Source organism: Lysinibacillus sp. FJAT-14222, from assembly GCF_001278875.1.
Classification (GTDB): Bacteria; Bacillota; Bacilli; order Bacillales_A; family Planococcaceae; genus Lysinibacillus; species Lysinibacillus agricola.
Genome location: NZ_LIYL01000044.1, coordinates 1 through 12640 on the forward strand (window position 1 = coordinate 1; position 12640 = coordinate 12640).

At 35.7% G+C, this 12640-nt stretch carries 17 protein-coding genes and 2 pseudogenes; 15 read left to right on the forward strand and 4 right to left on the reverse strand.

Going from position 1 to position 12640, the window contains the following annotated elements; translation table 11 throughout:
- The first annotated feature begins 102 nt into the window (after nucleotides 1–102).
- A complete protein-coding gene (locus tag AN161_RS17180) occupies nucleotides 103–291 on the forward strand; it encodes a hypothetical protein (RefSeq protein ID WP_082340200.1) in 189 nt (62 codons plus the stop codon).
- Between the two features lie 16 nt (nucleotides 292–307).
- A pseudogene (locus tag AN161_RS17185) lies at nucleotides 308–643 on the forward strand (transposase); the annotation flags it as partial.
- A gap of 219 nt (nucleotides 644–862) precedes the next feature.
- Here the strand turns inward: AN161_RS17185 and AN161_RS17190 are convergent.
- On the reverse strand, nucleotides 863–1450 hold the full coding sequence (locus AN161_RS17190; protein WP_053595565.1) for a hypothetical protein: 588 nt from the start codon (nucleotides 1448–1450) through the stop codon (nucleotides 863–865).
- A gap of 267 nt (nucleotides 1451–1717) precedes the next feature.
- On the opposite strand from AN161_RS17190, the gene AN161_RS17195 reads away from it, so the two are divergent.
- The 12 genes and pseudogenes from AN161_RS17195 (at nucleotide 1718) to AN161_RS30680 (ending at nucleotide 9086) form a co-directional block, all read left to right on the forward strand.
- The gene (locus AN161_RS17195; protein WP_053595566.1) at nucleotides 1718–2440 is read left to right on the forward strand and encodes an ABC transporter ATP-binding protein; all 723 of its coding nucleotides are present in this window, start codon (nucleotides 1718–1720) and stop codon (nucleotides 2438–2440) included.
- Nucleotides 2437–3195, forward strand: coding sequence for an ABC transporter permease (locus AN161_RS17200; protein WP_053595567.1), 759 nt, complete (start codon nucleotides 2437–2439; stop codon nucleotides 3193–3195). The genes AN161_RS17195 and AN161_RS17200 overlap by 4 nt, the downstream gene beginning before the upstream one ends.
- Before the next feature lie 8 nt (nucleotides 3196–3203).
- The gene (locus AN161_RS17205) at nucleotides 3204–3581 is read left to right on the forward strand and encodes a hypothetical protein (RefSeq protein WP_053595568.1); all 378 of its coding nucleotides are present in this window, start codon (nucleotides 3204–3206) and stop codon (nucleotides 3579–3581) included.
- On the forward strand, nucleotides 3571–4095 hold the full coding sequence (locus tag AN161_RS17210) for an RNA polymerase sigma factor (protein WP_241774593.1): 525 nt from the start codon (nucleotides 3571–3573) through the stop codon (nucleotides 4093–4095). The genes AN161_RS17205 and AN161_RS17210 overlap by 11 nt, the downstream gene beginning before the upstream one ends.
- Entirely contained in the window at nucleotides 4088–4336 is a 249-nt protein-coding gene (locus AN161_RS17215; RefSeq protein ID WP_053595569.1) for a hypothetical protein, read from the forward strand. The genes AN161_RS17210 and AN161_RS17215 overlap by 8 nt, the downstream gene beginning before the upstream one ends.
- A 120-nt stretch (nucleotides 4337–4456) precedes the next feature.
- A complete protein-coding gene (locus AN161_RS17220; RefSeq protein WP_053595570.1) occupies nucleotides 4457–6103 on the forward strand; it encodes a sensor domain-containing diguanylate cyclase in 1647 nt (548 codons plus the stop codon).
- Between the two features lie 28 nt (nucleotides 6104–6131).
- A complete protein-coding gene (locus AN161_RS17225) occupies nucleotides 6132–6917 on the forward strand; it encodes a nucleotidyltransferase domain-containing protein (protein WP_053595571.1) in 786 nt (261 codons plus the stop codon).
- 93 nt (nucleotides 6918–7010) lie between these two features.
- A complete protein-coding gene (locus AN161_RS27690; protein ID WP_075807286.1) occupies nucleotides 7011–7163 on the forward strand; it encodes a YpzG family protein in 153 nt (50 codons plus the stop codon).
- Between the two features lie 143 nt (nucleotides 7164–7306).
- On the forward strand, nucleotides 7307–7579 hold the full coding sequence (locus AN161_RS31110; RefSeq protein ID WP_053595572.1) for a DUF1963 domain-containing protein: 273 nt from the start codon (nucleotides 7307–7309) through the stop codon (nucleotides 7577–7579).
- Nucleotides 7580–7629: 50 nt separating this feature from the next.
- A pseudogene (locus AN161_RS30675) lies at nucleotides 7630–8178 on the forward strand (YwqG family protein); the annotation flags it as partial.
- 105 nt (nucleotides 8179–8283) lie between these two features.
- Nucleotides 8284–8820 (forward strand): hypothetical protein, encoded by a 537-nt coding sequence (locus tag AN161_RS17245; protein ID WP_053595575.1) that lies wholly within the window; start codon nucleotides 8284–8286, stop codon nucleotides 8818–8820.
- A 44-nt stretch (nucleotides 8821–8864) separates the two neighbouring features.
- Complete coding sequence (locus AN161_RS30680) at nucleotides 8865–9086, forward strand: hypothetical protein (protein WP_241774594.1); 222 nt, start codon at nucleotides 8865–8867, stop codon at nucleotides 9084–9086.
- Nucleotides 9087–9261: 175 nt separating this feature from the next.
- On the opposite strand, the gene AN161_RS17255 is transcribed toward AN161_RS30680, so the two are convergent.
- The gene (locus AN161_RS17255) at nucleotides 9262–9747 is read right to left on the reverse strand and encodes a GNAT family N-acetyltransferase (protein ID WP_198926906.1); all 486 of its coding nucleotides are present in this window, start codon (nucleotides 9745–9747) and stop codon (nucleotides 9262–9264) included.
- A 69-nt stretch (nucleotides 9748–9816) separates the two neighbouring features.
- Here AN161_RS17255 and AN161_RS17260 point away from each other — a divergent pair, with 69 nt between their 5' ends.
- On the forward strand, nucleotides 9817–10245 hold the full coding sequence (locus AN161_RS17260) for an NUDIX domain-containing protein (RefSeq protein WP_053595576.1): 429 nt from the start codon (nucleotides 9817–9819) through the stop codon (nucleotides 10243–10245).
- 72 nt (nucleotides 10246–10317) lie between these two features.
- Here AN161_RS17260 and AN161_RS17265 read toward each other — a convergent pair whose 3' ends face one another.
- Both AN161_RS17265 and AN161_RS17270 read right to left on the reverse strand, forming a co-directional pair.
- Nucleotides 10318–11484, reverse strand: a complete 1167-nt coding sequence (locus AN161_RS17265) for an aminotransferase class I/II-fold pyridoxal phosphate-dependent enzyme (protein ID WP_053595577.1) — start codon at nucleotides 11482–11484, stop codon at nucleotides 10318–10320.
- Nucleotides 11485–11486: 2 nt separating this feature from the next.
- Nucleotides 11487–12602, reverse strand: a complete 1116-nt coding sequence (locus AN161_RS17270) for a methionine biosynthesis PLP-dependent protein (RefSeq protein WP_053595578.1) — start codon at nucleotides 12600–12602, stop codon at nucleotides 11487–11489.
- Nucleotides 12603–12640 lie beyond the last annotated feature (38 nt).

Sequence of the window (12640 nt, forward strand, 5' to 3'; positions counted from 1 at the left end):
AGTCGAGCGATGCTTCTCCAAACAACGCAATGTATCACACTATTATTTTAGTCACGTTTTCCTTTATAATAAAAGAACATTAATGTGCAGGTGGTGCCCCCGATGATTTCAAATCAAGAAACCCTTAATTTAAGTCCATATATGGCGATCTACGATATTGTTGTGCCAAAAGATAATATGCTTCGCCAAATCAATGAACTTGTTGATTTTTCATTCATTTTAGAAGAGTTAAAAACAAAATATTGTTTAGATAATGGACGTAATGCCATTCCTCCAAGCACGTGCGGGTAAAAAAGGAACGAGTAAGAGTCAAAGTCAGACATATTATTTTGATATTGAAAAATGCAAAGTATGTCCAATGAGAGAGGGCTGTTATAAAGAAGGCGCAAAAAGTAAAACATATTCTGTCACAATTAAGTCGGATACACATGCCGAACAAGAAGCATTTCAAAATACGGAAGCATTTAAGCGATTAGCCGCAAATTGCTATAAAGTAGAAGCAAAGAATAGTGAATTAAAAAACGGACACGGGTACGATACGGCATCGACTGCGGGTCTATTTGGCATGGAAATTCAAGGTGCTACAACGATATTCGCCGTCAATTTGAAACGGATATTAAAGCTACTAAACGAAAATGAATAAGGAATAGAGACAGAAATAAGGCACTTCCTGTTAAGAAGTGCCTTATTTTAAAAAGGTTCGCTTTTATGAAAACGTAAGTTTTTCAGTGCCCTCCCACGGTGAGAGGTCTTTTTGCATGTTAGGGTATACAGTGTCCGACTGAAAAGCACTCTCACCAATATTTTAAAGTTCGGTGTGTGGCTATTTAGGGGCAATTTTTTTATAAAACATACTTATTTCTTAACTTAATTCGTTCGTTACTACTTGGATAAATTCATCTCGATGCTCTGATTCAAAAATAGTAATCCCTTTTTCTCTGGAAAGTTGTAGTAACTTTTGAATCTTAGCCTCATCTTTCTCCATAAAGGCTTTTTCTACATATTTTAAATCTTGCAAGATATGATGTATAAATGTATCCCCTTCTCTTTTAATATCTATAGCAATAAAGTCGAACGATAATTTTGTTTTAGGTGGAGTAATAATTGTATCAAACAAATAGTTTAAAGCTTTAAATGGGACATAAGGGATACCTTTTTTATATTCATATTTCTCAATAATAGGTAAAACCTTATCAATAAATTTTTGTATTTTATCAATATTGTAAAGCTTTGTATTTTCTAAATTATTCTTCTTAATAATTTGTTGTATTTTTTCATATTGATTTTGTTCTAACAGTTGTTTCATATATAAAAGTTCTTTTTTGAATTCGGATCGTTCTGTTTTACTTTGTTGTCGATGTTCAATAACAGCGTATTCGATTAGCTCCCATCCTATCTTCAAACCAAAATGAGGTTCTAAAAAATACTTAAGTTCTTCAAAATCGCGCACTTAGGTAACTCCCTTTAAGTTAGTATTATTAATCGTACAGGAAAAACAAGATAAAAATTTCTTGCCCTAACCGCTCTCAAACATCTGTCAGAGCCATATTAAGATGATATTCCTTTTTGTTTACTTAATTCCCAATAAATATGTATTTTACATAAAAAATCATTTTATAGAAACATATAATTTAATTTCATTTTTAAAAAAATAAAATGAACCTTTTCCAATTGCCGTTTGTATAGTCAGTGAACATAAAAATTAGGAGGGTTTATTTTGGAGCTTATTGTGAAGGATATTGTGAAAAAATATAATGGTGTGAACGTTTTGGATGGTGTGTCAGCCACATTTAAAATGGGCTATTGTTATTTATTATTAGGTCAGAATGGAGCGGGTAAATCTACATTATCAAAATGTATAGCCGGGGATGAAAAACCGGATGGTGGTTCCATTGTATTCAATGATGCTTCCCAACATGTGCATGAGCAAGTAGCGCTACAGTACCAATTTTTTTCGAGTTATCAGCATCTTAAAATTCGTGAAGTAATGGCTCTTTTTACTACATTGACGAACAATAAGGTTGATTTGGAAGAGCTATATGAAATATTAGGGTTACCGACTTATGACCACATCTTATTGAAAAATGCTTCAGGCGGTCAGAGAAAAGCAGTATCAATCTATCTATCTTTTTTATTAAATAAACCAATCATCATTTTAGATGAGCCGTTTGCTGATTTAGATTTAACGAAGAAAAAGCAATTGATGTTTTACTTACAAGATGAAATTCGTCAACGTAACAAAATGATTATTATTATTAGTCATGAGGTGGCAGGTTTAGAACCGCTATTTGATTATGTAGTCATTTTAAAAGAAGGTAAGCTTATTGAAAATAGCACACAGGATGATCTCTATCAAAAATACACAGAGGCGAAATTGCCGGGAATCGAAGGTCTCTACTATGAAGTGACAGGCCAAATTTTAGGAGGGAAAGCAGGATGATTAAACAAATTGCAAAAATGTATATGTTAGAAAGTGTGCGTAATCCAGGAATGGTTTTTGGAAATGTACTTCCAGCTATTATGTTTATGATTAGTTCAGTTATATGTAAAAATATGATTACTGGAGATGCTACCAATTTTATCGATATTATGATTAAAGGTCAGTTTCTTCCACTCTCTATTATAATGTTAATTTTCTCCTTTGCTTTTTCCAGTGCCACAATTTATTTGGTAGATATGAAGGTTAATAAAACCTTCCAATGGATACATCGAACAGGTATTAAGCCACACACTTACTATATTGGGATGGGAATAGGTGTCTTTACATTATTAAATGTATTTTTAGTGCTAATACTCATTGGCTATTCCTTCATCATTGATATTTCACTTTTATCTTATTTTATGATTATTTTAATGAGTAATTTTGTTTTACTGGCATTATATCCATTGAGTTTTATATTAGCAGGTCTATTTAAAAACGAGAAAGTAGCTCAAAGCATGCTAGTGCCGATTATGTTACTATTTATGTTTTCAATACAGATGACATCGTTGTTTTTAACGCTTGCAGAGAAAAACCCTCAAGATTATTTTATTTTCTTAATCTGGAATCCAATGCTTTATTTATTTGATAGTTTGCAAATGTACTTGAATTTATTTGACGAAACGTGGCTTCCGCAATATCAATATTGTATAATTTTAGCAATGATTAGCCTGGTGTTAGCAGCCATCGCTAAAAAAGTATATACCAGTCAGTAGGTGATTTTATGGGAATTGGATTTATTGTATCTTTTATTGTCGTTGGAGTTTGGACTATTATTATTTTAGGAATTACAATCCCGATGAATAAAAAATATGTTGTTCGCGAAAATGGAAAAATTAATTATAAAAAAACAACAATTTATTTACGGTGGAATGTATTTGATACTTTAACGCTCGTTTTAGCCATATATACAATACTTTGTGTGCAGGCATTAAACATGCTTTTGTCTTTCTCTCAAACAATCGAAAATCCGTATGTGCAGTTTTTTACAAATCAATCGCAAGCATGGGTCATTGTAATAGTCGCATACTTAGTTTCACGTGTGTCCATGACGTTGAAGTCCATTAAGGCTCATTGGGGGGATGAGCTAGATGATAAGTAATGAAGAGTGGATGGAGGCCTATAAAAACGGAGATGTCGAGGGCTTTGAACAGCTCTATAGTCGTTTGTATGAGCCATTGTACTGCTTTTTATTTCGCTATACTCGGGAAGATCAGCTAAGCATTGATATTGTGCAAGATACCTTTGAGCGTTTACAATATATAAAAGAAGATTTTGACCAACAAAAGGGAACGGTTAAAGCATTTTTATTTCAAATCGCTTATCGCTTAATGATTAATAAATTGAACCGGCGGAAAAAATGGCGCACGCTCTTCCCGTTTTTAGTACCGACGTCAAGTCATCGAATGTCTGCTGACGAGAAATTAACGATTCAAGAAGCGATTCTTCAATTACCCGAAAAGCAACGAGCTGTTATTTTGCTTGTTTATTATCATGATTTACCGCAGGAGGAAATTGCACAAATTTTGTCCATTCCGCTTGGTACAGTTAAATCGAGGCTACATAATGCGATGAGGACTTTAAAGGAAGAGCTAAAGGAGGATTTTGATGCTTAAGGATGAATTTCAAAAAGAGCAATGGTTAAAAAACAGCTTAGATGACGATAAAGTGGAGATTCCCGAGCAGCTATTGACATATAAGAAAAGTCGTTGGCAACGTTTTCTTCAGTATTTAGCTTCACCAACGAAGGATCCGTTAGAGCCAATATGTACATCTTCAATCGGCTACACCTCTTTGAAAGTAGTGCCCATTGTCGCGGCTGTATTTATTACAATTCTTCAAATTTTATTGCAATAAATTTTTCTTAATATTAAATTTCTCACTGCCACAATCATTCGGTTGTGGTATTTTTAATGAATAAATACTATTTATTGCCCATTTTAAGGAAATATTTAGATTAATTTGGAGGTTAGTGCTTTGAGGGTTTTAAAAAAGTTTCCACAGCCAAACACGATAAAAGGTCAGCTTCATCGAACACTTGTATGGATTACTTTTATCATTGGTCTTTGTATTTTTATTCCAACGTTTTATATTGAATATCGGCAAACCATTCAACATCAAAATGAAGAGATGACGCATTATTTGGATGCCCAAACATATTTTTTTGAAAGCTGGTTATCAGAGCGATCCAGTGATATACATACAATAGCTAATTTAGATTTTGTAAAGGACTATAATGTTGAAAAATCGCAAGCTTTTTTTCAAGATTTTAAAGAAAAAACAAATTTTACAGACTTAATATTCGTTAATAAAGAGGGCATCGTGCAATTTGATACAGTTACTGAATACAGTACAAATGGTGCTGGTGTGGATGTGAATGACCGTGAATATTTTCAAATTGCTAAAAAAACGAAACAAGCATATATAACAGATATTTTAATAAGTAAAGTCACAAATCAGCCTATTATTGCATTTGCTTCGCCTATTATTAATGAACAACAATTTAATGGTGTTGTTTTTGGAACAGTAAATTTGAACACTATCGACCAACTGTTACATGAATCGAGAGTTGGCTTTTTAGGTCATGCCTACATTGTCAATCAGGATGGCACTATGCTCACTGAATTTAACAATAAACCACAAATGTTTTCTGAAAATTACCCAGTCGATGAGCATATTATGAACTTTGCTTTAAAAAATACAACAAGCAATCTCGATATTTATAAAGACGCGAATGGTAAGTGGGTTCTTGCTAAAAGTAAGCCTATAAATCAAGGGAAATGGTTTATCCTATCAGAAATTGGTCTGTTAGAGGCATATAAACCATTAATCATTAGATTTCTATGGATCACTTTTTGTTTAGTGGTTGGTTCATTTTTTACGATTAAAATTATGTTACATCTCTCTAAAAAAATTGAAGAACCAATCCAGCAGCTTCTTACAGGTGTTGGCAAGGTAGAACAAGGTTATTATGATTATCAAATAAATGCACAACAGATGGCACCTTATGCGCAAGAATTTCAGGAGCTTTGTTCATCCTTCAATGAAATGAGTGCCAAGGTGAGAAAAGATACTATATTACTGAAAGAATTATCAATTACCTGTCAGTTGACGAAGCTGTATAATCGTCGTTATTTGATTGAGCAGGGAGAGCTTGTTTTTCAGAAATGTTTAGAAGAACAAAACCATTGTTCATGTATAGCGATAGATATTGATTTTTTCAAAAAGGTCAATGATACATATGGACATTTAACCGGTGATGAAGTACTAAAGCACGTCGCAAACATCATTACAAATTCTGTACGAAGAATCGACATTATTACAAGGTATGGGGGAGAGGAGTTTGTCATTTTATCTCCAAATACTACGCTGGAGAGTGCAGTAAAAATAGCAGAAAGAGTTCGGCAACATGTTGAAGAAAATCCTTATAATGCGGATAATTTAGAGATTAATGTGACAGTGAGTATCGGCATCGCAGGATTCGGTCATTCTAAAAATATTTCAACATTTTACGAACTGCTCGACAGCGCGGATCAAGCACTTTATATTGCAAAGAAAAGCGGTCGAAATCAGCTTAGAGTATATGATAAAACAGGTATAGTTGATACAAGCCAAATGCTTTAAATGACTAAATTAAGAAAGTGGTGTTTACATGAGGGAAATTATATTAAATAAATTAAAAGAAATCGAAAAAGAGTATCATATAAAAATTTTATATGCTGTAGAATCGGGTAGTCGAGCTTGGGGATTTCCTTCCGAGGATAGTGATTATGATGTTCGTTTTATATATATTCATAAATCTCAGTGGTATCTTTCCATCGACCCTCAAGGAATTGGTGCTAAGAGGGATGTCATTGAAGTGCCTATCAATGATTTGTTGGATATTAGTGGTTGGGAAATAACAAAAGCATTAAGGCTATTTCGCAAAAGTAATCCACCTCTTTTAGAATGGTTACGAAGCAATATTGTTTATGACCAGCAATATTCATTTATTGACAATGTACGGTCACTGGAAAAAGAAGTATTTTATCCAAATGCAAGCTTATATCACTATTTGAATATGGCTAAAAACAATTATCGAGAGTATTTACAGGGCTCAGAGGTAAAAATAAAAAAATATTTCTATGTCCTAAGACCAGTTTTAGCATGTAAATGGATAGAGAATAATGAAACAGTTCCACCAATTGATTTTCAGGAATTATTAAATGAAATAATCTCTGATGGTCCTTTAAAAACGGAAATTCAGCAACTTTTACAGAGAAAAATGGCTGGTGAAGAACTAAATATGGAGCCACGAATTGAAAGTATTAATGAGTATTTAGATAAAGAAATAAAGCATATTGAGACATACTGTAAAAATCTTAATGTTAAAGTGGATGATTCTACACAAAAATTAGATGAGTTATTTAGGAGTACATTACAAGAGGTGTGGGATTAATGGTATATAGAAAACTGAATAATTTTTAATCGCAAGGTCATACTAAAAAAGGTTTCACTTATGAAATCTATATTGATGAGGAGGATGGCGCGAATGAGTAGGTTCGAACATTTAGACCCAAAATCTCAAAAAATCCACCGCAACTGGTCAAGGATTAAGCATTCAAAATCTCAAGTAAATGGTGAAACGGAGATTACTCTCCATAACCGTATCTTGAGAAGTGAAGCAAGAGCCCGACAGTTTTAATCATGCTAGAAAAGTAAGTGTCATCAAGCCCAGAACATATTCTGGGTTTTTCTTTTGTTTTATTGTTAATTTATGGGGTTTTTCTATTTGTTTTGATAAAATGAATATATGAAAAAATACGAGATTTTAGGAGGGGAAAATAAATGAGCAACGTAGAAAAACTAAAAAAGGGATTAAAGGAATTTGGCTTAGCGCATAAAGCAGAGAAATTATTACCTCTCGCAAAGGAATCCATTCGAATGATGGTAAACCAAATACCTGAAGAAAAAATTCAGATTGGTAGCTCAAAAATTGGTGGCTGTCCGGATGTACCATCAAATTTTTCATGGCCCTATACAAACGACAATAGACCATTGTATTTTCTTTGCCAACTAAATCTAATAGAAATAAAGCCTTACGATACAAACAGCTTATGACCCACGTATGGTGTGCTGTCCTTTTTCTATGATCTGTCGAGCAACCTTGGGGATACGACCCGAAAGATTATGATGGCTTTAAAGTTTTCTACTTCTCTCAAGAGACTAGTAGCCTGAATAGAATGGAAATTCCCGCATCATTACACGAGCATGGTAACATCGACAGCGCGGCGCTACAATTTGAAAATGAAGTGACACTTCCATCATGGGACTCGCCATACTCGATGTTTTTACAAGAAATTTTAAATGAAGAGGAGGCTGATAGCTACAGAGATTTTGAATACGAGTGGATGGAGGTAGATGCTAGGGCTACTCATCGCATAGACGGTTATCCAGATGCGATTCAAGGTGACATGTATTTGGAATGTCAACTGGTGACAAATGGCTTATATTGTGGCGACTCAACAGGTTATAGCAATCCTTTATGAAAGGAATTAGAAGCAGGAGCGACTGATTGGCGATTATTACTCCAAATTGATTCGGAGGATGATCTAGGGTTTATGTGGGGCGATAGTGGCAGATTGTACTTCTGGATTCGTGAGGAAGATTGTAAAAATAAACAATTTGATAAAGCATGGGTTGTTTTACAATGTTTTTAAAGGAGGCGGGGAGACATGGAAAATCAAATTAAAATTCGCTTTGCAGTCGAAAAATTTCAGCAAACGATTGATTAGTATTTTATCCGACAAAAAGGAGAGAAAGCGATGATCATTCCAATTCCAACGTATTTACAGCCATTTGCAGAAAATGTACAACAACTGAGCGATGTTGAATCACAATTACAGCTTTTCTCTAGCACTGGCAATCAACAATTTGAAATTTGGTATTATGGCGATTTGTTATCGCTTGAGGGGGAGGTCATGCCTTTCATTACAGGCTCAACTGCTAAAATCGTCGCAAAGGATCCTTTAACAGCGGAGGGGATTTTGCTGTTTGATGGGTCCATACATGGCTATAACGCGCTTTTTTGTGATGAATATACAGAAGAACAACGTGTCAACCGTCCACTTCAAAAATATAACATGCCCGCAACAGAGCTTGTATTATCGTTTTTTTATAATATTGACTATGATGAAGAAGAAGACGATTATGAGATAGATGACCAAAATTACGTACAGCTGATCAACGGAGATACAGCAGACTGGGAGACAATAAAAAGAAATGGCTATGATGCCATTGCTTTTTATTTCAAGAAAGAAGATGGGGCGCTGTTAGCATTTGCACAGGAAGAATTAGCATAGCATGAGAGAATAATAGAATTAGATATAACCATTCATGGAAGGAAATGTGGAAATATATGGAAATATTTAAATTCTCACAAGATTTGTCTAATCAAGTTATAAATTATGATTCGATAGACGTCTTTTATACAAAGATCATGAAAACAGTAGAACCTACGAATATTGGCTTTATGTATATAGAGCCTGGTGGTGTTGTTGGGATGCATGAGGCGCCTGTACCACAGTTATTTATTGTGATTCAGGGGGGAAGGATGGGCTTGCGGTGAGGATCAAGAGAAAGTACTCCTAAAAACTGGGGACGGTGTTCTTTGGCAAACAGGAGAGGCACATGAATCTGGTAGTAATTCAGGTTTAACAGCACTTGTCATCCAATCCGAGCAAATCCATCTTGCATAGATTACATAAAAAATGTGTAACGGAGTAAGTTATAGCTCCGTTACACTAAGTTATAGTTAAGCCGAGTTTAACTGTTTTCAATAAATGACCATCAAATAACTCATCAAACTCCTCCAATTTCTTGAAGCCCTTCGCTTGATAAAAGTTCATGCCAATCGCATTTTCCTTTTCTACACAAACTAAAAGTGACGTTACATCTGGAAGCAAATTGATCCCTTCCCGTAATAGGGCTGTACCAATTCCTTTGCCCTGCGTTTCAGGAAGTAAATATATGGCGTAAAGTTCTGCCTCACCATCTACAACATTTGAAAAATTGGCAAAGCCTACTATCGAATCTTCAAGTATAGCAACTAAAAATAGACTATTTTCTAAACGACCTAGTAATCGCTCACTACTATAAGCAGTTTGTAAAAAACGATCTTGAATGTCATTTGGGATAATCCCTTCGTATGTTTGATGCCAACTTTTTTTGGCAATTTCTTGCACAAAAATGATGTCATTCTTTTGCATATGTCTTATAATTGAACTCAATACTTTTCACCTACAATTCCAATTATTCTATTTATTGTAACATTAAATCAGATGAAGGGAGATGACTTCATGCAAGTTGTTGAAAAGGCATTTGGCTATATTACGAGAGAGCATGAGGGGCAGTTACAAGTGCTAGTATTTGAGCAAAATACAGAAGGAGCAGGAATTCAAATTCCGAAAGGCACGGTAGAGGAAGGGGAAACACCGCTAGAGGCTGTAACTCGAGAGATGTTTGAGGAGACAGGTTTATGCTATCTAGCAGTTAAGGGGTTAATTGCACAGGATCATTTTAATCATCATTCAGGGGTATTACAAAAACGTTATTTTTATCATTTAACGACAAATGAAAAACGAGATTTATGGAAGCATTGTCCGACAGGTGTAAACGAGGCGGGCTTAGAATTTTCATTTTATTGGATAGCAGATGAGCAAGAAGTGGCATTAGCAAAGGGACATGGAGATTATTTGTATCGAGTGTTAGCTCGTGTTAACAATTGATTGTTAAACATTTATAAGTTGCATATATTAAACAAAACCGCGTTCCAATAATTTGGAGACGCGGTTATTTCATTATATAGCCTTTACGGCAATCACTTCTAATGCTTGTGCGAAATCAGCGATGAGATCCTCAACATGCTCTAGTCCTACTGAGAAACGTAATAGTCCGTCAGTAATACCACGTTTAGCACGTTCCTCAGGCTCCATTGCTGCATGGCTCATTTTAGCAGGGTAGGATAAAATCGATTCAACGCCACCAAGAGAGACAGCGAAAACTGGAATTTTCATCGCTTCTACAAGCGCTTTTGCAGCTTCATAGCTTGGTAGGCGGAAGGATAGGACTGCACCAGCACTTGTGGATTGACTATGATGAATCTCATAGCCAGGATGTGATGCAAGCCCCGGGTAATATACTTGCTCGACAAGAGAATTTGCAGCTAAAAATTCCGCAATCTTTTGTGCCGATTCAGCAGAACGACTAAAACGCACATCGGTTGTTTTGATATTTTGCAATAGGGTAAAGGAGTCCTGTACACCTAGTATATTGCCAAATGAATTTTGGATAAAGTATAGCTCCTGACCAAGCTTTTCGTCAGCAGTAACTGTCAATCCTGCGATAATATCGGAATGCCCAGATAAAAACTTTGTAGCACTATGAATAACAACATCAACACCTAGCTCAAGTGGACGTTGGTGTAAAGGTGTCATAAAAGTATTGTCTAAAAACGTTAAGCAATTATGCTGTTTGGCTAGTGCAACTACTGCGCGAATATCTGTAATACCAAGTGTTGGATTCGACGGTGTTTCCATATATAGTAGCTTTGTAGCTGGTGTAATGGCTGCTTCTACCGCTGCTAAATCTGTGAAATCAACGAAAGTATGGGTAATACCGAGACGTGGTAAAACCTTGGAGACGAAGCGGTATGTTCCACCATAAACATCCTCCGTAATCACAATATGATCACCCTGCGATAATAGCATTAATGCTGCAGATACAGCGGCAATCCCAGAAGAAAATGCATGGGCGCGTACACCGCCTTCTAGCTCTGCTACTGCTTTTTCTAATGCATCACGTGTAGGGTTACCAGAACGAGCATAATCATATTCGCCGAATTCATCGATACTCTCCTGATGGAAAGTAGATGATAAATACATAGGCACATTGACTGCACCTTTTTTATTCTCATAGCCGTCACGAACACCTGCGTGAATTAAGCTTGTTTCAATATGTTGCTTCATCATTAAACCTCTTTTCTTAGGATATCGAATACTTGTTTTAAATCCGCAATTAAATCTTCAGCCTCCTCAATTCCAACAGAGAAGCGGAGTAATCGGTCACATACACCGCGTTCAATACGCTCATCATAAGGCATATCTGCATGTGTTTGAGTAGCAGGATATGTAATAAAGCTTTCGACACCACCAAGGCTTTCAGCAAAGGTAATTAGCTGCAAGTTTCGAAGGAATGGGTCGATCCAGTCAGCGTTTTTCAAGCGGAATGATAGCATGCCACCTTTTCCTGTATAAAGCACATCTGTCACAAGCTCTTCTTCCTCTAAATATGCAGCAATTGCTTTCGCATTCGCATCGTGCTGCTTTAATCGAAGATGCAATGTTTTTAAGCCGCGAATAAGTAACCACGAATCCATCGCACCTAATACCATACCGCTACCATTATGAATAAAGCCAATTCGTTCTGTTAATTCAGCACCTTTAGCGACAACTAAACCAGCTAACACATCATTATGTCCACCAATATATTTAGTAGCCGAATGAATAACAATATCTGCACCTAATTCGATTGGACGTTGGAAATATGGTGTATAGAACGTGTTATCTACAATTAACCATGCTCCATGCTTGTGAGCTAATTCTGCATACACTTGCAAATCAAATTCCTGCATAAGCGGATTTGTAGGCGTTTCAATGAATAGGGCACGCGTATTGTCATTGATTAATGCTTCTACCTGTTCAATCGATTCAAATTTTGAGTAGACAGGCTTAATATTATATGTTTCTTCAAAGAAATTAAAAAGTCGATATGTACCACCATATAAATCATCAGGCACCACTAATTCATCACCAGGTTTAAACAATGATAGAACTAGTTGAATGGCCGCCATACCAGAGCTACAGGCAAAGCCCATATCTCCGCCCTCTAAATCAGCAATTCCGGCTTCTAATAGGGCACGAGTTGGATTTTTTGTACGTGTATAATCAAAACCAGTAGATTCACCGATACCTGTATGTTTGTAAGCTGTCGATAAATGGATTGGTGGGCTGACAGCACCTGTTATAGGATCACTTAAATTCCCAAGTTGTACAAGTTTTGTTTCAATACTTCTGCTGTTTGTCATGTCGTCACTCTTTTCTTCATCATAATAACGGGGAGTCA